Annotated in this window: 24 protein-coding genes and 1 tRNA gene; 6 read left to right on the top strand and 19 right to left on the bottom strand. The window is 67.3% G+C overall.

The genetic code is table 11. The annotated features are described in order from the left end of the window. Positions 1 to 4: 4 nt before the first annotated feature. Both IXW21_RS08705 and IXW21_RS08710 read right to left on the bottom strand, forming a co-directional pair. Complete coding sequence (locus tag IXW21_RS08705; RefSeq protein WP_323742200.1) at positions 5 to 1,426, bottom strand: serine hydrolase domain-containing protein; 1,422 nt, start codon at positions 1,424 to 1,426, stop codon at positions 5 to 7. Positions 1,427 to 1,467: 41 nt separating this feature from the next. Next, entirely contained in the window at positions 1,468 to 2,313 is an 846-nt protein-coding gene (locus IXW21_RS08710; protein WP_194763874.1) for a class I SAM-dependent methyltransferase, read from the bottom strand. 246 nt (positions 2,314 to 2,559) lie between these two features. Here IXW21_RS08710 and IXW21_RS08715 point away from each other — a divergent pair, with 246 nt between their 5' ends. Continuing rightward, positions 2,560 to 3,279 carry a hypothetical protein gene (locus IXW21_RS08715; RefSeq protein WP_194763875.1) on the top strand — a complete coding sequence of 240 codons (720 nt, stop codon included), beginning with the start codon at positions 2,560 to 2,562 and terminating at the stop codon, positions 3,277 to 3,279. Between the two features lie 75 nt (positions 3,280 to 3,354). Here IXW21_RS08715 and IXW21_RS08720 read toward each other — a convergent pair whose 3' ends face one another. Genes IXW21_RS08720 through IXW21_RS08735 form a run of 4 tightly spaced genes read right to left on the bottom strand, consistent with a single transcriptional unit; the run spans position 3,355 to position 5,013 of the window. Continuing rightward, on the bottom strand, positions 3,355 to 3,867 hold the full coding sequence (locus IXW21_RS08720) for an NUDIX hydrolase (RefSeq protein WP_228528332.1): 513 nt from the start codon (positions 3,865 to 3,867) through the stop codon (positions 3,355 to 3,357). After that, positions 3,867 to 4,070 (bottom strand): hypothetical protein, encoded by a 204-nt coding sequence (locus IXW21_RS08725; RefSeq protein WP_194763876.1) that lies wholly within the window; start codon positions 4,068 to 4,070, stop codon positions 3,867 to 3,869. The genes IXW21_RS08720 and IXW21_RS08725 overlap by 1 nt, the downstream gene beginning before the upstream one ends. 19 nt (positions 4,071 to 4,089) lie before the next feature. Continuing rightward, positions 4,090 to 4,629 carry a GNAT family N-acetyltransferase gene (locus IXW21_RS08730; RefSeq protein WP_194763877.1) on the bottom strand — a complete coding sequence of 180 codons (540 nt, stop codon included), beginning with the start codon at positions 4,627 to 4,629 and terminating at the stop codon, positions 4,090 to 4,092. Positions 4,630 to 4,644: 15 nt separating this feature from the next. Continuing rightward, entirely contained in the window at positions 4,645 to 5,013 is a 369-nt protein-coding gene (locus IXW21_RS08735) for a VOC family protein (protein WP_194763878.1), read from the bottom strand. A 108-nt stretch (positions 5,014 to 5,121) separates the two neighbouring features. Here IXW21_RS08735 and IXW21_RS08740 point away from each other — a divergent pair, with 108 nt between their 5' ends. Together IXW21_RS08740 and IXW21_RS08745 are read left to right on the top strand one after the other, a co-directional pair. Beyond that, the gene (locus tag IXW21_RS08740) at positions 5,122 to 6,456 is read left to right on the top strand and encodes an MFS transporter (RefSeq protein WP_194763879.1); all 1,335 of its coding nucleotides are present in this window, start codon (positions 5,122 to 5,124) and stop codon (positions 6,454 to 6,456) included. Between the two features lie 10 nt (positions 6,457 to 6,466). Further along, the gene (locus tag IXW21_RS08745; protein WP_194763880.1) at positions 6,467 to 6,892 is read left to right on the top strand and encodes a GNAT family N-acetyltransferase; all 426 of its coding nucleotides are present in this window, start codon (positions 6,467 to 6,469) and stop codon (positions 6,890 to 6,892) included. Positions 6,893 to 6,907: 15 nt separating this feature from the next. On the opposite strand, the gene IXW21_RS08750 is transcribed toward IXW21_RS08745, so the two are convergent. The 7 genes from IXW21_RS08750 to polA all read right to left on the bottom strand — a co-directional run bounded on the left by IXW21_RS08750 (position 6,908) and on the right by polA (position 16,196). After that, positions 6,908 to 7,720, bottom strand: a complete 813-nt coding sequence (locus IXW21_RS08750) for an arginase family protein (protein ID WP_194763881.1) — start codon at positions 7,718 to 7,720, stop codon at positions 6,908 to 6,910. Between the two features lie 60 nt (positions 7,721 to 7,780). Further along, positions 7,781 to 8,539 carry a formylglycine-generating enzyme family protein gene (locus IXW21_RS08755; RefSeq protein ID WP_194763882.1) on the bottom strand — a complete coding sequence of 253 codons (759 nt, stop codon included), beginning with the start codon at positions 8,537 to 8,539 and terminating at the stop codon, positions 7,781 to 7,783. Further along, positions 8,536 to 9,294: an SGNH/GDSL hydrolase family protein gene (locus IXW21_RS08760; protein WP_194763883.1), complete on the bottom strand. Its 759-nt coding sequence runs from the start codon at positions 9,292 to 9,294 to the stop codon at positions 8,536 to 8,538. The genes IXW21_RS08755 and IXW21_RS08760 overlap by 4 nt, the downstream gene beginning before the upstream one ends. A 37-nt stretch (positions 9,295 to 9,331) precedes the next feature. Next, positions 9,332 to 10,684: an MFS transporter gene (locus IXW21_RS08765; protein WP_194763884.1), complete on the bottom strand. Its 1,353-nt coding sequence runs from the start codon at positions 10,682 to 10,684 to the stop codon at positions 9,332 to 9,334. Between the two features lie 49 nt (positions 10,685 to 10,733). Continuing rightward, positions 10,734 to 11,768, bottom strand: coding sequence for an LLM class flavin-dependent oxidoreductase (locus IXW21_RS08770; RefSeq protein WP_194763885.1), 1,035 nt, complete (start codon positions 11,766 to 11,768; stop codon positions 10,734 to 10,736). A 53-nt stretch (positions 11,769 to 11,821) separates the two neighbouring features. After that, a complete protein-coding gene (locus IXW21_RS08775; RefSeq protein WP_194763886.1) occupies positions 11,822 to 13,498 on the bottom strand; it encodes a DUF885 domain-containing protein in 1,677 nt (558 codons plus the stop codon). Positions 13,499 to 13,562: 64 nt separating this feature from the next. Then, complete coding sequence (gene polA, locus IXW21_RS08780; protein ID WP_194763887.1) at positions 13,563 to 16,196, bottom strand: DNA polymerase I; 2,634 nt, start codon at positions 16,194 to 16,196, stop codon at positions 13,563 to 13,565. A gap of 45 nt (positions 16,197 to 16,241) precedes the next feature. Here polA and IXW21_RS08785 point away from each other — a divergent pair, with 45 nt between their 5' ends. Further along, the gene (locus IXW21_RS08785; protein WP_194763888.1) at positions 16,242 to 16,667 is read left to right on the top strand and encodes a hotdog fold thioesterase; all 426 of its coding nucleotides are present in this window, start codon (positions 16,242 to 16,244) and stop codon (positions 16,665 to 16,667) included. Here IXW21_RS08785 and IXW21_RS08790 read toward each other — a convergent pair. After that, positions 16,645 to 17,205: a GNAT family N-acetyltransferase gene (locus tag IXW21_RS08790; RefSeq protein ID WP_194763889.1), complete on the bottom strand. Its 561-nt coding sequence runs from the start codon at positions 17,203 to 17,205 to the stop codon at positions 16,645 to 16,647. The genes IXW21_RS08785 and IXW21_RS08790 overlap by 23 nt on opposite strands. A gap of 4 nt (positions 17,206 to 17,209) precedes the next feature. Beyond that, on the bottom strand, positions 17,210 to 17,830 hold the full coding sequence (locus IXW21_RS08795; RefSeq protein ID WP_067118227.1) for an ANTAR domain-containing response regulator: 621 nt from the start codon (positions 17,828 to 17,830) through the stop codon (positions 17,210 to 17,212). A gap of 100 nt (positions 17,831 to 17,930) precedes the next feature. Here IXW21_RS08795 and IXW21_RS08800 point away from each other — a divergent pair. Next, positions 17,931 to 18,013, top strand: a tRNA-Leu gene (locus tag IXW21_RS08800). 3 nt (positions 18,014 to 18,016) lie between these two features. Here the strand turns inward: IXW21_RS08800 and IXW21_RS08805 are convergent. Further along, complete coding sequence (locus tag IXW21_RS08805; RefSeq protein WP_194763890.1) at positions 18,017 to 18,421, bottom strand: hypothetical protein; 405 nt, start codon at positions 18,419 to 18,421, stop codon at positions 18,017 to 18,019. 152 nt (positions 18,422 to 18,573) lie between these two features. Here IXW21_RS08805 and IXW21_RS08810 point away from each other — a divergent pair, with 152 nt between their 5' ends. Beyond that, the gene (locus tag IXW21_RS08810) at positions 18,574 to 19,179 is read left to right on the top strand and encodes a TetR/AcrR family transcriptional regulator (RefSeq protein ID WP_194763891.1); all 606 of its coding nucleotides are present in this window, start codon (positions 18,574 to 18,576) and stop codon (positions 19,177 to 19,179) included. A gap of 127 nt (positions 19,180 to 19,306) precedes the next feature. Here IXW21_RS08810 and IXW21_RS08815 read toward each other — a convergent pair whose 3' ends face one another. The 3 genes from IXW21_RS08815 to IXW21_RS08825 form a co-directional block, all read right to left on the bottom strand. After that, positions 19,307 to 20,431 (bottom strand): Gfo/Idh/MocA family protein, encoded by a 1,125-nt coding sequence (locus tag IXW21_RS08815; protein WP_194763892.1) that lies wholly within the window; start codon positions 20,429 to 20,431, stop codon positions 19,307 to 19,309. Next, entirely contained in the window at positions 20,428 to 21,252 is an 825-nt protein-coding gene (locus tag IXW21_RS08820) for a sugar phosphate isomerase/epimerase family protein (RefSeq protein WP_194763893.1), read from the bottom strand. The genes IXW21_RS08815 and IXW21_RS08820 overlap by 4 nt, the downstream gene beginning before the upstream one ends. Positions 21,253 to 21,363: 111 nt before the next feature. Then, positions 21,364 to 22,026 (bottom strand): alpha/beta hydrolase, encoded by a 663-nt coding sequence (locus IXW21_RS08825; RefSeq protein WP_323742201.1) that lies wholly within the window; start codon positions 22,024 to 22,026, stop codon positions 21,364 to 21,366. Positions 22,027 to 22,034: the final 8 nt, after the last annotated feature.

Below are 22,034 nucleotides of genomic sequence, written 5' to 3' on the forward strand. Positions count from 1 at the left end.
GCGCTCAGGCGACGTCGGGGCGTGTCATCAGCGGAGACGTCAGATGCAGGATCAGATCTGCGCTCGTCAGAGGGACGGTGGCCCAGGTGAGTTCGGCCGTACCCTCGTGAATCCTCAGTCGCACCCGATGGGGCGTACTCACGAGGTGGAGCTCGGCCACGAACGTGTCTCCCTGCCACGCGCCGTTCGCTATGACGGGGCGTCCGAGCGGGGAGCTCTCGGCCCAGGTCTCATAGCCGATGGGGGCGGCGAACCATGTCCCGACATGGACCAGCCAACCGTCGGGTTGCGATTCGACGACGATCCGCGTTCCGTGGGGCAATGCGGAATCCGCCACTGCGGCGTTGACGGCTGCCGCGAACACGCGGAGATCTGGCAGCGCGATGCCGACGACCGGCGGAAGGGCCAGATCATGGAGCAGTTGGGCGAGAGCTGCGTCGCCCTCGACATCTCCTGACACGTCGACACCGGGAAGGAGACACTCCCAGATCGCGTCGAGGGCATCCTGGGAATGGCGAATCTCACTGTGCGCTGCCGTGAGGACGACCACGAGATCACGGTCCGGGATGACGACGCACTGCTGCCCGAATGCGCCGTTGCCATGGAAGCCGTGCGACGACATCCAGATCTGATACCCGTACCCAGCGTGGAAGTCCCGGCCGGGACTGCCGGGGGAGTAGTGGTGACTGTCGATGTGCTTTCGGGTGGCCCGTGCGACCCAGTCACGCGAGAGCAGCTGTCGACCCTGCCATTCTCCGCCCCGCAGCAGCAGTTCGCCGAAGGCGGCCACGGCTTCGGTCGTGAGGTGCAGCCCGTGAAATCCGAACACGGCGCCGCTGCCGACCCTGTCCCACTCGACATCCGTGATCCCCATCGGGATGAACAGGCGTTCGTTGAGCAGTCGGGGGAGTGTGCTGCCTGTCACCCGCTCGACCATCCTCGCCAGTACGAAAGTCGTCGCGTTGTCGTAGGTGTGTCGGATGCCGGGAGCCTCGGCGATGGGCATCCGGAGGAAGCCGCGTACGAGGTCGTTCGGCTCGAGTCCCCAGGCGTCTCCGAGCGTGTCCGCTGAATGACCCGCGGTCATGGTCAGAAGGTGATGAACAGTGAGGAGACGTGCGCTTTCGGGCAGGTCGTCAGGGACGTGTTCCGGCAGGATGTCGACCACTCGATCGTCCAGCCGCAGGAGACCGTCGTCGATCGTGAGGCCTACAGCCATCGACGTGAACGACTTCGTGAGCGAGTAGAGCAGATGTGGACGCTCAGCGGAGTACGGCGCCCACCATCCTTCGGCGACGATGCGCCCCCGACGCATGATCATGATCGAGTGAGACTCGATGCCGGCATGCTCGAGGCGGTCGATCAAGGACTCGATCGCGGAAGCGGCGATATCGACGGAGGCGGGAGTTCCGCGCGGCAGAAGCACCCGGCGATCATACGAGAGTCCCGCCGGTATGGCAGACCGCGTCAGTCTTTGCGCGCGACGATCGTGTACGTGCAGGGGATGAGATCGCGCTCGGCGTCCGGCCATGCATACCCACGGGGCACCTCGACCATTCGAGGGCTGAACTGCCAGGGCAGCGTCCGACCTTCATCGAAATGCACGATGTGCAGGCCTGCCCGCAGCAACGCGCCGAGGATCTCGGACAATGGATGCGGCCATTCGTATGTCCGAGAATGCGCGACGGTCCCGTCGCCGGCGTAGGTGGACTCGTCGTCCCACTGTTGTGCGCGACCATCTCCGAAGTATGAGTACCTGGTCGTCAGAAGCTCCGCATTCTCATCGAGCGAAAGCAGTGCGGGATGGCCGTCTCGGATGTAGAACGTGCCGCCTGGGCGCAGCAGGGCGACGATCTGCGCCGCCCACCGGTCGAGGTCCTGCAGCCAGCAGATCGTACCGATGCTCGTGTAGACGACATCGAAGTCGCCGGTCACCGCTGAGCGCGCGTTGAGAACGTCCGTTTCCACCCAGGTCGCGTCGACCTGCACGCGCTCGGCCAGAGCGGCGGCGACGCGCAACGCCGGTGCCGAGAAGTCGACGCCCGTGACGTGTGCGCCCGAGCGCGCCAGCGAGATCGTGTCGGTGCCGATGTGGCACTGCAGATGGCACAGGTCGAGGCCGGTCAGACGTTTCCCGGGCAGGAATCGACTGAGTACCGGCAGGTCGTCGCTCACGACATCACTGATGTGCTGGGGGTCATCGAACGCATCCAGGCCGTATGCGGCTTCGTGCAGCGGCACCCGGTCATCCCAGTTCTTCAGGTTCGCCTCGCGGGCGGCTTCCCAGTCGATCTCGATGTTGCTTCCGTTCACACCACGAGACTATCGAGCGCCCCGATCGAGGGTGACGCGTTATCGCCGATAATGCACATTATGTCAGATTGTGTGAAGAAACCCCTCCTCGCTCCGCCGCGGCTGGGCCTCTGCTTGAATCGGTGGATGCACCGTAACCGAAGATCCGTCATCGGAGTTGCGAGCCTGATATCCCTCGGAACGGTTCTGAGTGCGTGCGCACTCGTGCCCGGCGGCTCCTTCGACACGCTGTGCGAGGATCCACTCGTGATCTCCTGCGATCGCTCCTCGCAGTCGACTCTCGTCGTGATCGACGTGGATGCGTCGGCGGAAGATGTGATCGCGTTCGCTGAGTCCCTCGACGGAGTCACCGCTGCGTCTTCCGGACCGGTGAGTCTCGAAGCCCGCTCGACGCACGCACTCGTCCTCGATCCCGAGGTTGCGCCTCCGTTCTCGTGGCGGATCGATCTGAACGCCGAGCGATCGACCGATCTGGCTGCCTCACTGCGTGACACGCTCAAGGCGGCGTCTGTTCCCGGCGCCGTCGGTGTCACCCGCGATTCCGGGTGGTCGTTCGTCACCGTTCAACGGATCGAGCAGTTCGAAGATGTGTTCGATGTTCTCTCGCACGGAGCGTTCGCCCACGGCGCGACCTACACGTTGCAGTCAGTCAACGAACGGCTCCGGATCGTGCACGTGCCCGAGCGCACCTCAGCGGATGCGATTCACGAGATCATCTCCATCGCCCAGGACTATCCCGACGCCGAGGTCCTGCTGGAATCGATGACGAGCGGGCCCCAGTTCCCCACGTTCTACGTCTCCCGCCTCACTCCCCTGCAGCAGCAGGAGCTTGCCGCCAGACTGCGTGACTCACGCTTGGCCGGCGCCGATGTCGACGGCTATCCCCTCGAGTTCGTGCTGGGCTCCATGGGCGAGCAGGGCGTGACCTACGTCAGCGGGACGTTCGGAGACGTACCCGCCGGCTGACCCGGCGCCCAGCGAGGCACGTGGCAACCACTCGAGGGACACGGAGATCCATTTGTCGTCGCAACGCGTCTGTCGTCACGAGCCTGCTCGGATTCTCGAAAGGAGTGGATACCAATGGCGCGTGGCCAGGGGCGAGCTGTCGTCCACTTCGATCCAGACGCCCCGAACTCGCGGCGGTTCCTCGGTTCTCCACACGCCGAACCGCGCTATCGGCGCCGGCCATTCGTAGTCCTCGTCGAAATTCATGACGATGTTGCGTACGCAGCCGACGTACTCGACCTCAGCCTCGGCGAGCGTGACCTCCGATGCCAGAGCACGCGCCTCATCGGTACCGTCGCCGGGGCGCATCACTCGCCTGGAGGGAAGGTCCAGCGCTCCGGTGCTCTCTCTCGGCACGCAGAAGACGGTCCTGCCCTGGCGGAGAAGAAGCCGCACCATCGCCATGGGCGGCTCGGGCGTGCCCCCGCTGACCACCTCGGCGATGCTCCCCGTCGGCAGCCACGACGGGCTGGTGTAGCGATGGGCGATCAGTTCGACACCGTCGGCGATTCCGCCATTGTCTGTGCGGGGCGTGACGTCCCCGCTCATCACGGGGTGCCTCGGAGGTCGATGTCTCCGGGCGGCCACACGGCACCCGAGGTGGGGAAGACGAGGATCGGCGCCTCGGAGACGATCTCCATCGAGCCCGGGGTCATCGAGAGGTGCCCCTCGGTGGCCTCCACGTCTCGACATCCGAGGTAGCCGAAGTCGATCCGGCTGTCACCGCATCGCGTCTTGTGCTGTGAATGCACGGTGGTCATACTCTCGCTGTCACCGTGCCCCCGCTACGCGGACCATGCACACGAGAGCGGGCCTGTCTTCCCACGAAGTGACCCGGCGGAACCCTCTGGATTCGTACAGCCGAATCGCGGCGTTGCGCCACTCCCAGACCGAGAGCCGCACCGGTCTGGTCGGAGCCAGCGACACCGCGGCGTCGAGGAGCGCAGAACCCACACCGAGACCGCGCGCCTCGGGAGTTGCCCACAGCCTTTTGATCTCGGCCTCTCCCCCGTTGTCTCTGACGATCACGACCCCCGCGGGACGCTGACCGACCTCCGCAATCAGAACCGTGCAGTCCGCGTAGGCCGCTCGAGGGTCGGCTGTCTCCTGCCGATACCTCTCGGGGAGCGAACCGGGCGAAGACGGCTCCGTGTCTCCGTGCTCGCGCTTCTCGTGTTCCGTCTGCGTGAGGTATGCGTGGACGAGGTCGCCCACCGTGGTCGTGTCAGTGCTCCACTCGACCTCTCGGACGACGGCGAGGCGGCCGTGTGCGTCCTCTGCACGCGCAGCGGTTTCAGGATGCAGGGTCACGCACCCATTCTGCCGTCACTGCGCGGCCCAGACTCCGAGCTCGTTTCCGGTCGGGTCGGTGAAGTGCAATCGTCGGCCGCCCGGGAACTCGTAGGGCCCCTGCGTGACTGCCCCACCCGCAGCGGTGATCGCGTCTTTCGTCGCGTCGAGGTCGTCGGAGTAGAGCAGAACCAGCGGGCCTCCGGCCGCGCGGCCGGTGTCGGACAGCAGCAGGCCGCCGATCTCCGATCCGTCGCCCGAGGGATCGGAGATGCCCGCATAGCTCGGGCCGTAATCAACGAAGCTCCAGCCGAAGGCATCGCGGTAGAAGCGCTTCGCGGTGTCGATGTCGGTGACGACGAGTTCTATGTAGTTGATCGAGTGGTGCACGGGTGCGGGTGTCATGCGGCCACGCTAGCGACAGCCGCGGACATCGGGTACCCCCCTTGTCTCCGGCGCAGGCGCGGGGACCGTTCGGCCTGAGCAGCCGCGCAGCAGGAGTAGCGTTGAAGAGTGCAACAGGCTCCCCGCTCCCCCGTGACCGCCCCGGGATGGAGGGCCTGGCTCATCTGGTCGGTCGGTGTCGCCGCCTACGTGCTCGCCATCACGAACCGCACGTCCCTCGGAGCGGTGGGAGTCGAGGCGGCTGACCGTTTCCAGGCGGACGCGTCGACGCTCGCGCTTTTCGCGGTGGTGCAGCTGGCCGTCTACGGAGGGATGCAGATCCCGATAGGCATCCTTCTCGACCGTTTCGGATCCCGCCCGATCATGACCGTCGGGATGCTGCTGATGGCCGCGGGGCAACTCACCATGGCTCTCTCCCCCAGTATCGGGATCGCTGTGTTCGCGCGCATCCTCCTCGGCGCCGGCGACGCGGCGATCTTCCCGGCAGTCCTCCGCCTCGTCGCGACCTGGTTCCCCGCGCAGCGAGGTCCGATCATGGTGCAGTTCACGGGCATCATCGGCCAGGCCGGGCAGCTGATCGCACTGGTGCCGCTCGCGGCACTGCTTCACGCCACGACCTGGACGATCACTTTCGGAAGCATCGCCGGACTCGGCGTGCTCTTCACGATCCTCGTCGCGCTGCTGATCCGCAATCATCCCGTCGAGCGGGGCGCTGATGTGTCGGTGGACACCGACACCGGCGTCATCCGTGTCGTGACCTCGTCGATCGACACCGGAGTCGGCATCCGTGCAGCGCTGGCACATCCCGGCACGAGACTGGCCTTCTGGTCTCACTTCACGACGCCGTTCGCCGGCACCGCGTTCATCCTGCTGTGGGGAATGCCCTTCCTGACCGCCGCGCAGGGGCTCGACACCGCGCACGCCGCGGGGATCATCTCCGTCTACGTGATCGCGGGCATGGTGCTCGGTCCCATCATCGGCGATCTCTCGCGGCGTCTGCCCAATCAGCGCTCCCTCGCCCTCGTGCTTCCCGCGGTCGGCGTGCAGTTCGTCGCCTGGGTGGCCGTCATCGCGATGCCGGAGCCGGCCCCGCTCTGGCTGCTCTATGTGCTGGCTGTGGCCCTCGCCACCGGTGGACCTGCGAGCATGATCGCCTTCGACCATGCTCGCACCCACAACCCCTCGCACCGCCTCAGCACCGCCACCGGCGTGACGAACGCGGGCGGTTTCATCGCCGCGCTCATCGCGATCTGGCTCATCGGTCTGGCGCTCGACATCCAGGCCGCGGGAACGCCCGAGACATACTCCTTCGAGGCGTTCCGCATCGCCTTCCTGATGCCGATCCCCCTCTGGATCCTCGGCGTGGTGTTCATCCTGATCGAGCGCAAGCGCACCCGCATCAGAATGGGACTGGATCCCGAGAGGCGTCGCGGACGCTCGTAGGATGTCGTGCATGCCTACGACATTCACGTTCTCGAGCGACGTCTCCCAGATCGATCGCGACCTGGCGCATCACTGGCTCAGCGACCAGTCCTACTGGGCGCAGGGTCGGACGCGCGCGACGCAGGACGCTGCGATCGACGCGTCGCGAAACTACTGCATACTCGATGCGGATGGTCGACAGGTCGCCTACGCCCGGGTGGTCACCGACGGTGTGACGTTCGCATGGCTGTGCGACGTCTTCGTCGACGAGGCTGCGCGCGGGCACGGCCTCGGCAAGATGCTCGTCGAGGGAATCATCGACGACCTTCAGAACGCGTCGACCGTGAAGAGGATCGTGCTGGCGACGAGCACTGCCGATGGCCTCTATGCGCGGTACGGTTTCGCCGAGTCTCCCGGCCCCAACCGCTACATGATCAAGCCGATGGAGCGGAACTGACGCGGCCCCGACCGGTCATCGGATGAGGTGCTGGAACGTTTCGAGAATCAGCTCGATGCTGACGCGCTCCGGTACCTCGACGTCACCGGCCTCGAACTCGGCGAGCTCCACGCCCCTCACTGAGCCTGTGGGCAGTCCGGAGAAGATGGCCGCGATCTGGTGCGGAAGAAGCCCGTCGGTGACGCGATATGCGGCGGGGATGTAGCCGGGCTCGAGCACGTCCCAGTCGACGTGGATCCACACCGGGCGACCTGCCACCAGCTCGGCTACTCGTTCGGGCGTGCTGTCGGCGGGAGCCAGAACCGTGACGCCGGCAGCGCGGAGAAGCTCTCCCTCGGCCGGATCGATGTCCCGGCCGCCGACGATGATGACCTGGCGAGGATCGAGTCCCGCGCCATGGCCGCTGTCCCAGAGGCCGCACGCCGCGGCGACGACCATGCCGCCGAGATATCCGGAGTCGGTGGTCTCAGGGGTGTTGAAGTCGCCGTGCGCGTCGATCCACAGCACGACCGCGTCGGGGTGGCGCTCGGCGACCGTGGGAAGGGTCCCCAGGCTCGCCGCGCAGGTGTTGGTCGCGATCAGTGGGGTGGTTCCTGCGTCGATCGCCGCGTTCACGGCGTCTCGGAGTCCGTGCAGAGTCCCCTCGGCCTGCGGCAGCGCGACGGTCCAGTCATCCGTCACCGCCGGAGACGGAACACCGATGGTCGTCGGCTGCAGATCGAGCAGATCCGAGAGTGCTGTGCCCACGAGACGGGCGCCCACGAGGGCGCCGTCCGTGCGGTCGGCCACGCGGCCCTGGGAGACGATGAGGGAGAACGGAGCGGCCACGGTCTCAGCTTTCCATTCGATCGGCATGACGAGCAAAACGAGCACGCGCTGCGCGACCGATCACCTGCTCCCGGGGCGCCGCAGCGGCGTCCATCCGAACGGCACCGGACCATCGAGAAAGGCGTTCTCGCGATCGGCGCGGTCCGACCAACCCTGCGCCGAGTCCCTCGTGTCGAACGCGCCGCGGGCGACCCGGAACCCCACGTCCTCGTGATGCATCCGCGGTGCGCCACCGCGGCGGACCGCGGCGCGCACGCTCCACGAGTCGTCAGCGAACCCGCCGCCACGGAACACCCGGTACTCGCCGTAGCGAGCGGGGTCCAGAAGATCCCAGCACCACTCCCACACATTGCCGAGCGTGTCGAAGAGACCGTAAAGATTCGGGAGTTTGCCGCCCACATCCTGCGGCGACGTCACTCCGTCGGCGCCCGTCCAGGCCGCATCCGCGAGCGGGGCGTAGTGGGGACCGACGGAGCCGGCGCGGCAGGCGTACTCCCACTCGGCTTCGGTGGGCAGGCGGTAGCCGTCGCCCGTCGTGTCCCACGAGACGTCCTCACCGTCGAACCGGTAGACGGGATCGAGCCCCTCCCATTCCGAGGCGGCGTTGCAGAAGTGCACAGCGCGCAGCCAGCTCAGATCTGCTGCGGGTCGACGAGGGTGACGCGACGGGATCGGGAGGATCTCGGCGAGCTGTTCTTCCGTCACGGGGAACGCGCCGATCTCGAAATCCTCGAGATCGACGGAGCGCTCGACCTTGCGACGGGCGTCGTGAAGCATGACCTGACCGCCGGCGATGCGGCGCATCTCGATGTCGGTCACGCGCGGGGTGCCAGCTCGACCCACGCGGGATGCTTCGCGGCACGTCCGTCGCCCGACGAGGTGCGGGTGACGCGGCGCCTGACCCACGGACCCACGAACTCTCGGTAATAGGCAAGACCCCCTGGGCCGGCGGCAGCCAGCGCCGACGGCGACCACCAGGTGGGATCGGGCTCGAACCCCAGCCCGTGCAGCACGCGTGCGGCCACGCGGTGGTGACCCGCGGAGTTCATGTGCAGTCGGTCTTCAGACCAGTACTGCGGCTGCGACAGCTCCCGATCCGGCCAGTTGAGCGCTCGGACGACATCGGGACGATCCTGCACGCGCCGGAGCACGGCATCCGAGAGAAGGTCGCCGCGTTTCTTGACCACGCCGCCCAGGGGCAGCCGGCCGCTCGGGTTCGCGCCGGAGAGCAGGATCAGTGTCACGCCCTCCTCATCGCACCGTCGCAGCACCCGACTGAAGGCATCAGCGATGTGCTCGAGATCGGTGCGGGGACGCAACATGTCGTTGCCGCCGCCGTTGAACGAGAGGTGTGTCGGGCGCAGCGCGAGCGCGGGTTCGAGCTGCTGTTCGACGATGGGCCAGGCGAGCTTCCCCCGGATGGCGAGATTGGCGTACTTGACGGTGTGGCCTGATGCATCCGCCCAGCCCTGCGCGGCAAGATCTGCCCATCCTCGTTCTCGGCCGTCGGGAAGCACATCGCCGACCCCTTCAGTGAAGGAATCGCCGATGGCCACATATCGAACCTCTGTCACGCAACAAGCCTATTGCCGTGCTCGGACATCGAGCTGATCATCGGTCGTCGAGCGCTTCGCCTCGCCTGTCGACCAGTCCCCATGCCGCTGCGGCCGCCACCACGAAACATGCGCCGAAGACCGCGAAGAGCAGCGGGGCGCCCCCGGCGATGAGCATCACCGGGACCGCGAGAGGTGCCACGATCGACGCGATGCGCCCGACTCCGGCAGCCCATCCGGCCCCGGTGCCGCGCAGCGAGGTCGGATAGATCTCGGGAGTCACGGCGTACAGTGCACCCCAGGCGCCGAGGTTGAAGAACGACAGTGCCATGCCCGAGGCGATGATGGCCGCTTCCGTCGTCGACGTGCCGAAGAAGACCGCTGAGACGGCAGACCCGACGAGGAAGACCGACAGTGTCGTGCGGCGGCCCCACACCTCGATCAGCCAGGCGGCGACGGCATAGCCCGGCAGCTGAGCGAGCGTGATGATGAGTGTGAAACCGAAGGAACGCACGAGGTCGAAGCCGGCATCGACCAGGATGCTCGGAATCCAGATGAAGGCGCCGTAGTAGGCGAAGTTCACGCAGAGCCAGACGATCCACAGGCACAGCGTCCGCACTCGGAACTCGGCGTTCCAGAGAGTCGTGAGGCGCGCTCGTGCGGTCACGGCGATCGACCGTGATGCGGGCTCGCGGCGGATCGCCGGGCCGGGTTCGATGCCGGCATCCGCCTCGAACATCGACACGATCCGATCGGCCTCGGCGATGCGTCCTCGGGATGCGAGCCAGCGCGGCGATTCGGGCAGACCCCAGCGCACGATCAGGGCGTAGACGGCGGGAATGGCACCGAGCGCGAAAGCCCAGCGCCAGCCGTTCTCCGACGCGGGGATGACGAAGTAGCCGATCACCGCGGCAGCGGTCCAGCCGAGTGCCCAGAATGCCTCGAGGATCACGATCAGCCGGCCGCGGATTCGCGCCGGCGCGAACTCGCTGACGTAGGTCGAGGCGACAGGGAGTTCCGCTCCGAGCCCGAGCCCCACGAGGAAGCGCAGGACGAGCAGCGCTGCCAGCCCGCCGACCAGCGCGCTCGCACCGGTCGCGACCCCGTAGACGAGAAGCGTGAGCGCGAAGACCTGCCTGCGCCCGAGCCGATCGGCGAGGAGTCCCCCGAGGGTCGCGCCGATCGCCATGCCGATGAACCCGACCGACGCGATCCAACCGGCATCCGTCTTCGTCAGACCCCACTGCTGCGTCAGCGCTGCGAGGATGAACGAGATGAGACCGACGTCCATCGCGTCGAGCGCCCAGCCGACTCCGGAACCGGTCAGGAGACGCAGGTGACGGCGGGTGAACGGCAGATCGTCGAGACGTCCGGCGAGCGAGGCACGGCTCGGCAACGAGGTGTTGGCCATCCCCTCATCGTAGAGGTGGCGCACCCGTCACCGGCCGTGCGTGTCGCCGTCAGTCGCGATCTACGAGGAGCTTGCGCACCCGCGGGATCACCTCGGTGCCGTAGAGCTCGATGCTGCGCATCATCGACTCGTGAGAGAGCGTGCCTGTGGCGTACTTCAGGTCGAAGCGACCGAGACCCAGCGTGCTGACGGTGTCGGCGATCTTCGCCGCGACGCGGTCCGGCGAACCGGCATAGGTGGCCCCCGCAGGTCCGATGTCGTTCTGGAACCGGGCCCGACTGTAGGGCGGCCATCCGCGCTCGGCGCCGATCGTGTTGTTCATGGCCTCGAAGCCCGAGTATGCGGCGTCCCAGGCCTCTTCGTCGGTATCGGCGATATGTCCGGGTGAATGCACGGCGATCGGGTGCGAGGTCGTGCCGAACGATGCCACGGAGCGGTGGTAGAGGTCGACGAAGGGCTTGAAGCGTCCCGCGGGACCGCCGATGATCGCGAGCATGAGCCCGAGACCGTGCCGTGCGACCCGCACAACGGATTCGGGACTGCCGCCGACACCGACCCACGTGCGCAGACCGTTCGCCGTCTTGGGGAAGACGTCTGCGTTCTCGAGCGACGGGCGCATGGACCCCGACCACGTGACGGGCTGCTCCTTGAGCAGTTCCACGAAGAGTTCGAGCTTCTGCTCGAACAGTGCGTCGTAGTCGTGCAGATCGTAGCCGAACAGCGGGAACGACTCGATGAACGAGCCTCGGCCGAGCACGACCTCGGCACGACCGTCCGACAGCGCATCCAGGGTCGCGAAGCGCTCGAACACGCGCACCGGATCATCCGATGAGAGCACGGTCACGGCGGTGCCGAGCCGAATGTCCTTGGTGCGTCCTGCGATCGTGGCGAGGACCATCTCGGGCGCCGACACGGCGAACTCCGAACGGTGGTGCTCCCCCACGCCGAAGAAGTCGATCCCCACGCGGTCGGCCATCTCAGCCTGCTCGACGATGTTGCGGATCGTCTGCGCGCCGGTGAGAAGCTCGCCGTCGTCGCCTCGTGTGATGTCCCCGAAGGTGTCCAGCCCGAACTCGATGTCCATGTCAGCCCTTTCTATTCAACTGAATGAACATCGGGTCGGCTGCGATCATTCCCTCAGCGGGACAGAAGGGCGGTCCGGAGCGTGTCGAGCCCCACGCCGCCCATGTCGAGTGCGCGCTTGTGGAACTCCTTGACGTCGAAAGTGCTTCCACGCTCTGCCTCGTAGGCGTCGCGCACCTGCTCCCAGATGCGCTGACCGACCTTGTACGACGGCGCCTGCCCCGGCCATCCGAGGTAGCGGTTGACCTCGAACTGCACGAACTGATCCGACATGTTCACGTTCTGGCGCATGAAATCGAGCGCGTAGTCCGCGTCCCAGACCCCCGTGCCATCGAGGCGGGGCTTGCCGAGGTGCACGCCGATGTCGAGCACCACGCGCGCTGCACGCATGCGCTGTCCGTCGAGCATGCCCAGCCGATCTGCGGGGTCGTCGAGGTACCCCAGCTGCTGCATCAGCCGCTCGGCATACAGGGCCCAGCCCTCGGCGTGCCCGCTGGTCCCGGCGAGCAGACGACGCCACGAGTTCAGCTCGGCACGGTTGTAGACGGCTTGCGCGATCTGCAGATGGTGCCCCGGGACGCCCTCGTGGTACACGGTGGTGAGCTCGCGCCACGTGTCGAACTCGGTCACGCCCTCGGGCACCGACCACCACATGCGGCCGGGGCGCGAGAAGTCGTCGGTGGGGCCGGTGTAGTAGATCCCGCCTTCCTGCGTCGGCGCGATCATGCACTCGAGGGTGCGGATGGCCTCGGGGATGTCGAAGTGCGTGGCCCCGAGCTCAGCCACCGCGCGGTCGCTGGTCTCCTGCATCCAGCGCTGGAGTGCGTCCGTGCCGACGAGCTTGCGGGCGGGATCGGCTTCCAGATGCGCGACTGCCTCCTCGACCGATGCGCCGGGGAGGATCTCATTCGCGATCGCCGTCTGCTCGGCCACCATTCGCGCGAGCTCCTCGCGGCCCCACTCGTAGGTCTCGTCGAGGTCGATCGTCGCCCCGAGGAAGCGGCGGGAGTTGAGCGCATACAGTTCGCGTCCGACCGCGTCGACCTCGGTAGCCGCGGGGGCGAGCTCTTCGGCGAGGAACCGACGCAGCTCGTCGTAGGCGACGCGCGCGGCTGCCGAGTTGTCGGCGAGCGTGCGGGCGAGAGACGCAGGCAGATTGCCGTCCTGGGGGCCGGCATCGGCGACGAACGCGGCGAAGAAACCGTCGTCCGCGGTGTAGCGGTCGATCTGCGTCGCGACCTCGACGACCTGTCGGCGCGCGGGGGTGACGCCCGAGGCGATGCCGGCGCGAAGGGTCTCGGTGTAGCCACGCAGCGCGTCGGGCACGGCTGCCAGTCGCGTCGCGATCACCGCCCAGTCCTCGGCGGTGGACGTCGGCATCAGGTCGAACGCCGAGCGCACGTCCTGCGCGGCCGAGGCGATCACGTTCAGATCGCGCAGGTGCCAATCGGCGTCATGCAACTGGAGGTCGAGCGTCAGCTCGGCAGAGAGATCGGTCTTGGTGATCTCGTCGATGGCGTCGACCGGCTCGAGTGCCGTGAGCTTCGCCAGCGTCGCGCGCGTCGCGTTCGCGATCTCCTGGTGCCCTTCCGGACTCAGATCCCCGAAGCGGTCGTTGACCTCATCCCGACCGATATAGGTCCCGAGAGTCGGGGCGAGCACGGCGATCGTGTCGACCCATTCGTCGGCGACCCTGTCGATGGCAGACGGAGTGCGGGTGGCTGCAGTCATCCCTCCAGCGTAGTCCGGCTCGGCCGGCGCAACATATCGGATGCGCGAGCCGAGCCGGCGGGGCTCAGTGCGCCGCTTCGTTCCAATCACGTCCGCGGCCGACCTGCACGTCGAGAGGGACCGTGAGATCAGCGGCGTCTCCCATGCGGGTGCGGACGATCTGCTCGGTGGCGTCCCACTCCCCCGGTGCGACCTCGACGACGAGCTCGTCGTGGATCTGCAGAAGCACTCGCGAACGGAGACCCTGCGTGCGGAGGTCGCTGTGGATGTGCAGCAGCGCGATCTTCATGATGTCCGCGGCGCTTCCCTGGATCGGAGCGTTGAGCGCCGCCCGCTCCGCGTTCTCGCGCAGCACCCGGTTCGGGCTCGCGAGGTCGGGGAACGGGCGACGTCGACCGAAGATCGTCTCGGTGTACCCGACCTCCTTGGCCTGCATCACCGAGGCACGCAGGTAGTCGCGTACCGCGCCGAACCTCGCGAAGTACTCGACCATCAGCTGCTTCGCTTCGGACTGTTCGATGCGGAGCTGCTTCGACAGGCCGAAGGCCGAGAGTCCGTAGACGAGTCCGTACGACATCGCCTTGACCTTGGTGCGCATGGCGGCGGTGACATCGCTCGGATCGACGCCGAACACCCGCGCGCCGACGAAGCGGTGCAGATCCTCGCCGCTGTTGAAGGCCTCGATCAGGCCCTCGTCATCGGAGAGGTGAGCCATGATGCGCATCTCGATCTGCGAGTAGTCGGCCGTGAGCAGCGCCTCGTACCCGTCGCCGACCTGGAATGCGCTCCGGATACGGCGCGATTCCTCGGTGCGCACCGGGATGTTCTGCAGGTTGGGGTCCGTGCTCGACAGTCGTCCCGTCTGGCTCCCGGTCTGCACGTAGGTGGTGTGCACGCGAGCGTCGGCGCCGATCGCGGCGTCGAGCGACTCGATGATCTGGCGCAGCTTGGTCGCCTCCCGGTGCTGCAGCAGGAGTCCGAGGAACGGATGCGGATGGCTCTCCTGCAGATCGGCGAGAACCGCGGCATCCGTCGAGTACCCGGTCTTGGTCTTGCGCGTCTTGGGCAGCTGCAGGTCGTCGAACAGCACCTCCTGCAGCTGCTTCGGGGAGCCGAGGTTGAACTCGCGTCCGACGATGCCGAAGGCCTCCTGCGCGATCGTCTCGGCGCGGGTCGCGAGCTCGCCCGAGAAGGTCGAGAGCACCTCGTGCGACACGGCTACTCCCGCGATCTCCATGTCCGCGAGCGTCGTCAGGGTCGGAATCTCGATGTCCGCGAGCACCGCGGCGACGGACTCCGGGATGTCCTCGCGGAGCGCGGCGGCGACCCGCAGCGCGAACCAGGCCTCTTGCGAGGGGGTCGCGCCCTCGGTCTCGGGCACGAGCTGCGACGGATCGGCCTCCGGCAGCTTCTCTCCCAGATACCGTTCGACGAGGTCGCTCAGCGTCTTGTCGGGGAAGCTCGGACGCAGCAGCCAGCCGGCGAGACTCGTGTCGTATGCCAGTCCGCCGAGTCGGACTCCCTCGCGAAGCAGTGCCTTCACCTGGGGCTTGGCGTCATGCAGGACCTTCGGGGCGTCGGACTCGAGCCATTCCTGCACCTGTGCAGCGACGTCGGCACTCCAGTCGAACTCACGCAGCTCGGTGTCGGTCGCGGCACCGACGCGTGCGGGCACACCGGCCTGGGTGAGGATCTTCACCGAGACCTCGCCCGTCTGCGCGCCGGCCCAGGTGGCGAACTCGGATCCGCTGACCTCGACGGGAGCGGGGAGCACGCCGACCGATGCCGGATCGTCGGCCACCTCGCCGGCGCCGACCGCCTCGAAGACACGCGGCAGCAGCGTGCGGAACTCGAGGCGCGCGAAGATGTCGCGGACGGCCTGTGCGTCGATCGGCGTGACGGCGAGGTCGTCAGGGGCGACGGGGAGCTCGACGTCTGTCAGCAGCCTGTTGAGCTTTCGGTTGCGCCGCACGTCGTCGATGTGATCGCGAAGGTTGCCGCCGACCACGCCCTTGATCTCCTCGGCGCGTTCGAGCAGCTCATCGAGCGAGCCGAACTGCGTGAGCCACTTGACCGCCGTCTTCTCGCCGACCTTGGGCACGCCGGGAAGGTTGTCGCTGGTCTCTCCGACGAGCGCGGCGATGTCGGGATACTGCTCGGGTCGCACGCCGTAGCGCTCCTGCACCGTCGTCGGGTCGTAGCGCTTGAGCTGCGACACCCCTTGCACCGACGGGTAGAGCAGGGTGACCCGGTCGGTGACGAGCTGGATCGTGTCGCGGTCGCCGGAGACGACGAGCACGTCGTACCCCTTCTCGGCCCCCTGCGACGAGAGCGTCGCGAGGATGTCGTCCGCCTCGACGCCCTCCTTCGTGAGGACGGGGATGGACATCGCCGCGAGGCAGTCCTGCAGCAGCGGGATCTGACCGCGGAACTCCTGCGGCGTCTCCGACCGGGTCGCCTTGTACTCGGGGTATTCGTCGGTGCGGAACGAATGGCGCGACGTGTCGAACGAGATGGCGAGGTGGGTCGGCTGCTCGGCCTTGATCAGGTTCACCAGCATCGAGAGGAAGCCGTAGATGGCGTTCGTGTGCTGGTTGTCCTTGGTCGTGAAGTTCTCGACCGGGAGGGCGAAGAAAGCACGGTAGGCGAGTGAATGGCCGTCGACGACCATGAGGGTAGGCTTTGCGGAGTCCGTCACCCTGTCAGCCTAACGATGACGGCAGACACTCGCCGAGGAGGAACCATGACCGAGACCGCGACGACCGCAGGACTCGATTGGGCTGCCGCACGCGGCACGGGCGCACTCGCCCAGAAGATGGGGATCGAGATCCTCGAATTCACCGTCGAGCGCAGCGTCGCGACCATGCCGGTCGAGGGCAACACGCAACCCGTCGGTCTCCTGCACGGCGGTGCCTATGTCGTGCTGGGCGAATCTCTCGGATCGATGTCGGCGAATCTGCACGCAGGGCCGGGAAAGCTCGCCGTCGGACTCGACATCAACGCGACTCACACACGATCCGCGACCTCGGGGATCGTGACCGGCGTCTGCACGCCGGTCCACCTCGGACGAACGGTCACGGTCCACGAGATCGTCGTCAGCGACGATCAGGGGCGCCGCTGCTCGACGATCCGCATCACGAACCTGATCAAGGACGCTCCCGCGCGCTGAACGGATCTTCCAGCAGCAGCTGGAAGAGCACGTGGTCCTGCCACTCCCCCGCGATGTGCAGGTACTTCGGTGCCACTCCGATGCGAGCGAACCCGTTCGCCGAGAGAACGCGCTGCGAAGCGACGTTGTGCGGCAAGGTCGCCGCCTGGATCCGGTGCAGCGTCAGATCCTCGCGCGCGCACTCGACGATCGCGCGAACGCTGCGTGATGCCAGGCCGCGGCGGCCGTGTCCGGCATCCACCCAATACCCGAGATCGGCACTGCGGAATGCGCCGCGCACGATGTTGTTGAGGTTCACCCGCCCCAGGATTCGTCCGTCGGACGCCTCGATGACGAATCGTGCGCCTCGCCCGTCCGCGGCATCCACCACACACTGGCGAACGTGGTTCTCCTGCCACTCCGCGGTATAGAAGGCCGCGTCTCGACGGGGCTCCCACGGAGCCAGATGTTCGCGGTTCGCCGTGTAGGCGCGTGCGAGCTCTACGCCGTCGCCGGTGCGGATCTCACGAAGAGTGTGCTCCGCGTCGAGCGGAAGCACTCCCCTACTTCTTCGGAGCGAGCTGCTCGATGATCGCCTTCGCGACGTCCTGCATCGTGAGGCGGCGATCCATCGACGCCTTCTGGATCCAGCGGAACGCCTCGGGCTCCGACAGCCCCATCTTCTCGTTCAGCAGGCCCTTGGCCCGGTCGACGAGCTTGCGGGTCTCGAAGCGCTCGACCATGTCGGCGACCTCGGCCTCGAGCGTGATGATCTGCTCGTGGCGGGCCAGCGCGATCTCGATCGCGGGAAGCAGGTCGTTCGGCGTGAACGGCTTGACGACGTACGCCAGGGCGCCGGCCTCGCTCGCACGCTCCACGAGCTCCTTCTGGCTGAACGCCGTGAGGAGGACGACGGGAGCGATGTTGCCCTTGTGCAGCTTCTCGGCGGCACTGATGCCATCGAGCTGGGGCATCTTCACGTCCATGATGACCAGGTCGGGGCGCAGCTCGGTCGCGAGCGCGACCGCGGTCTCGCCGTCACCGGCCTCACCGACCACGTCGAAGCCGTTGTCGCGAAGGATCTCGACGATGTCGAGACGGATCAGCGACTCGTCTTCGGCGACGACGACACGTCGGGGTGCGGATGCCGTGGGCTGCTCAGCTGCCTGTTCTTGCTCGGTCACGACTCCATCCTACTGGAGAGCGCCGCCGGCGTTCCTGAAGGCCGTGGGTGTGGCCGCTCGGCCGCGCGTCCTGCGATAGGGTCGAACTCGCGACACACGAGCCGGCGTGGCGGAATGGCAGACGCGGAGCACTCAAAATGCTTTGTCCGAGAGGGCGTGTGGGTTCGAGTCCCACCGCCGGCACACTCAGTCGCCCTTGAGAACGGGCTGCGGCTCTGGCTCGAAGAGAGCGCCGATCTCGCAGAGTGCATCGCCGTCGGGGAGTGCCCACACCGCTCTTTCGCCGAGCACGAGCGGGCGCAGCAGTCCCAACCCCGGGATGTTCGGCCACTCGTTGCCGCGCAGGAACTCGCCCTCCTGCAGGAATGACGCGACGGCCACCGCAAGACGCTGCGGCTGCTCGGCACACACGCGCAGAGGGCGGCCGGCCACCTCGACATGCGCGGTCAGCGCGTCGTGCTCCCCCACCTCGATGCGCGCGGTGAGCGGCTCCCTCGGGAGGCCCACCGCGGCGAAGTCGCGAAGCACCGCGGCGAGAGTCGTCTCGGCTCGGAACCGATGGCGGAGGCGAGCCCGTGCCGGATCACTCATCGGCCTGTCCTCTCTGGTCGGCACGTCCGACGGGTGCCGACGCGCGGCGCGACCGCGTCGCCGGCCGCACCCACAGACAAAGACCGCCGAGAAGCACGACTATGACGCGACGGTCGCAGAATGCTGCACGTCGCCCTCGGTATCATCGGGACATGACTGATCCCTCCCCCGGTGCACCCCGCGCTCGGGGACGGTATGCCAAAGGCATCGCGCGGCGCCAGGAGATCCTCGACAAGGCGATCGAGGTGTTCGCCCGTCGCGGTTCCAAGAAGACGACACTCCGGGCGATCGCGGAGGAAGTGGGCGTCACACACGCCGCCCTGACGCACTACTTCGGCTCACTCGAGGAGCTGCTCGTCGCCGTGTATCGGGAATCCGAGCGACGCACCGACGATGAGGCGCCGAAGCCGCCCGATCTGAGCCCGGCGATGATGATGCGGATATCGGCCGAGGAGAACCAGTCGATTCCGGGACTCGTGCAGCTGTACTCCATGCTCGTGACGACCGCACTCGAGGAGAATCATCCGGTCGCCCACGAGTTCGCGACCCAGCGCTTCTCGCGGCTCCGAGCGGAGATGGCGGAGCGCGTGCGCGTGATGCAGGGGTCGGGGCAGCTTCGCGACGATCTCGACCCGGCTCTCGTCGCGGCGCTCGTGATCGCTGCGTCGGACGGCCTGCAGACCCAGTGGCTCCTCGACCCGTCGGTCGACCACGAAGCCGCACTCGAGATGCTCGATCGTCTTCTCGCTCGGGGCTGAGCGTTCACCGACCGAACGATCGCGCGACCGACCGAGCCGGGGCACGCACGCTCGGACGACATGACCAGGCCCTCAGGTCACCGGGCGCTGCCGGGGACCTGAGGGCCTGGGATGGTGCCAGGTGGCGTCAGAGAGTCGCCGCGAACGGGTCGAAGCCCACGGGCAGCAGCGGCACGGGAGCGACCGTGCTCTCGACGACGACCGTGGTCCCCGTCGCAGCAGCCTCCTGTGCGGAGAGCAGCACATCGAGGACATGGAACCCGAGCTCGCCGGACGCGACGTGCGGACGCCCCTCGGCGATGGCGCGCACCATGTCGAGTGCGCCCAGGCCGCGTCCGACTTCGATGTCCTCGTGCTCGATCTCGATCCATTCCTGCGTGAAGGACATCCCGTCGCGGATCACGCCGAGAGGCTTCACATAGGCGATCCGGCCCGCGAAGGTGTTCGGGTCGGGGATCACGATCGTGCCCTCGGTGCCGTGGATCTCGACGATGCCGTGACGCTCGAGTGCCGAGTCGAAGCTCAGCAGGCTCTGCGCCTGTGCGCCCGCCTCGAACGCCGTGACGATCTGGATCGTCGAGGGGACCTCGACCGGGAACGTGGTGCCTGCGTTCGGTCCGGCGTGGATCTCGCGCTCTTCGCGTGCCTTGGAGCCGACGGCAGACACTCGGTCGACGGGCCCGAGCAGGCTGACGAGCGCCGAGAAGTAGTACGGCCCCATGTCGAGGAGCGGTCCTGCCCCCTCGGCGAAGAGGAAGGCCGGGCTCGGGTGCCACAGGTCGGGGCCCTGCGTCTGGAAGACCGTCTGCGCGAACAGCGGCCGACCGATCACGCCGTCTTCGATGGCGCGCCGTGCGGCCTGGAAGCCGGGGCCGAGCAGCGTGTCGGGCGCCGAACCGATCCGCAGTCCGGCTTCTTGGGCCTCGCGCAGGAGCTCGGCAGCGCCGGCCCGGTCGAGGCCGAGCGGCTTCTCGGTCCACACATGCTTGCCGGCGGCGATCGCCGCGCGGGAGACCTCGATGTGCACGGCGGGGATCGTGAGGTTGACGACGAGGTCGACTCCCGGGTGCGCCAGCACGTCGGCTGCAGAGCCGAACGCGGGTACACCGTACTTCTCGGCCTGAGCCTGAGCGCGATCCTCCAGCAGATCGCCGACGACCAGGACTTCGACGTCGGGGAACGACGAGAGGTTCTCGAGGTAGGTGTCGCTGATGACTCCGACGCCGATGATTCCGATGCCGACCGCGCTCATCGTGCGAACCCGCCCTCGATCAGGAACGAGTAGCTCGCAGCGATGTCGGCGAAGACGTCGCCCGGAGCGTTGTCGTACTCGATGATCGCGTACTTCAGGTCGGATGCGGCGCGAAGAGCATCGGCGAGAGGAACCTCACCCGTGCCGGCATGACGCTGATCGAGGGCGTCGGATCCGAACTCGGGAGCGCCCGGCGCGAACGGGTTGCTCGCGGGCGCGACGCCGTCCTTGACGTGTGCCGCCACGAGCCGGTCGCCGAGACGGGAGACGAGCGCAGACACGTCCTGTCCGCCGACGAGCGCCCAGTACAGGTCGAGCTCGATCGCCACGCGGTCGTCGGTGAGTGCCGCGAAGCGCTCGAAGGCGGTCTCGCCGTCGAAGCTCTCGACGAACTCCTGCGCGTGATTGTGATAGCCGACCTCGAGCCCGAACCCGGCCGCAGTCTCGACGAGTGCGTTCAGTCGGTCGGCGATGTCGGTGACCCCTTCGAGCGTGAACCAGCGCTCGGGTGCGACGAACGGGTCGATGACGGTCGTGATGCCGACCTTGGCGGCGGCCTCGAAGACGACCTCGGGAGCGGGGGTGGGAATCGATCCGTCCGGCGTCCACAGCTCGTCGGAGAGGAGCGGAGCATGGCCGGTGGGAGATGCGAGTCCGGCGGCGTCGAGCGCGGCACGGATCTCGTCGGGGCGACGAACGAAGTCGAACGCCTCGACGTTGCGCAGACCGATCGCCGCGAGCTTCTCGAGCGATCCCTCCATGTCGGCGGAGAACTCCGCTGCGAGTGTGTACAGCTGGACTGAGGCTTCTGGCAGGGCCACGGTGACCTTCCTTCGTTGTGCGATCGCTGACGACCGGCGTCGTCGTCGCTCAGATTACCAGAAACCTCCACATGGAAGTTGTATGGATCTCGGGAGCGGAACGCTGCGCCATCATGTCTCCGCGAGTGCGGCGATCTCGTCCAAGACCCGCGGATCCGCGAGGATGCGGAAGTGTCCGCCGGTATCCAGACGCACGTTCTTCCTTGCCCCTGCGAGCTCGCTGCCCTCCGGAATGTGCGGGTCGAACGAGGCGTATACGGAGACGATCCGGTCGTTGACCTCGCGCCTGCGCGCGAGTTCCAGGAGGTCGGGGTCGGATGGCGCGAACGCGCGGACGGAGCGCGCCGGGAAGAGTCGCGCGTAGCGAGACCCGCCGAACGGCGCGGCCACCGCGACCATGGCGCGCACTCGACGACCTTCGGCGCCGGTCATGACCGCCTTGCCTGCGAGGCCACCTTTGCTGTGCGCGACGATGACCGCATCCGTCATCCCGTGGGCCACCATCACCTCGGTGACGAGCCGCGCGGTCTCGAGAACGGGGCGTCGGTTGTTCGACAGGGTCTCCACCACATGTACCGGGTGGCCGCGACCATGCAGCACGGTCACGAGCGGCTGCATGAACCGCCACGTCTCATAGACCCCGGGGATGATGATGACCGGCACCAGCACGCCGGTGCGGAAGTCGGCGGGGTCACGGCGCCCGAACGCCGCACGCACCTGCCAGTACGCGGCATACGCGTAGTCCGCGATCCACCACGACAGACGTCGCCACACGGCGATGT

Source organism: Microbacterium sp. UFMG61 (assembly GCF_015354505.1).
Taxonomy (GTDB): Bacteria; Actinomycetota; Actinomycetes; order Actinomycetales; family Microbacteriaceae; genus Microbacterium.

Bases quoted from the DNA above. Each gene is read 5' to 3' on its own strand.
- IXW21_RS08720 (WP_228528332.1), bottom strand. From the start codon at position 3,867: ATGAGCGGGGACGTCACGCCCCGCACAGACAATGGCGGAATCGCCGAC.
- IXW21_RS08735 (WP_194763878.1), bottom strand. From the start codon at position 5,013: ATGACACCCGCACCCGTGCACCACTCGATCAACTACATAGAACTCGTC.
- IXW21_RS08745 (WP_194763880.1), top strand. From the start codon at position 6,467: ATGCCTACGACATTCACGTTCTCGAGCGACGTCTCCCAGATCGATCGC.
- IXW21_RS08765 (WP_194763884.1), bottom strand. From the start codon at position 10,684: ATGGCCAACACCTCGTTGCCGAGCCGTGCCTCGCTCGCCGGACGTCTC.
- IXW21_RS08770 (WP_194763885.1), bottom strand. From the start codon at position 11,768: ATGGACATCGAGTTCGGGCTGGACACCTTCGGGGACATCACACGAGGC.
- IXW21_RS08775 (WP_194763886.1), bottom strand. From the start codon at position 13,498: ATGACTGCAGCCACCCGCACTCCGTCTGCCATCGACAGGGTCGCCGAC.
- IXW21_RS08785 (WP_194763888.1), top strand. From the start codon at position 16,242: ATGACCGAGACCGCGACGACCGCAGGACTCGATTGGGCTGCCGCACGC.
- IXW21_RS08805 (WP_194763890.1), bottom strand. From the start codon at position 18,421: ATGAGTGATCCGGCACGGGCTCGCCTCCGCCATCGGTTCCGAGCCGAG.
- IXW21_RS08810 (WP_194763891.1), top strand. From the start codon at position 18,574: ATGACTGATCCCTCCCCCGGTGCACCCCGCGCTCGGGGACGGTATGCC.
- IXW21_RS08815 (WP_194763892.1), bottom strand. From the start codon at position 20,431: ATGAGCGCGGTCGGCATCGGAATCATCGGCGTCGGAGTCATCAGCGAC.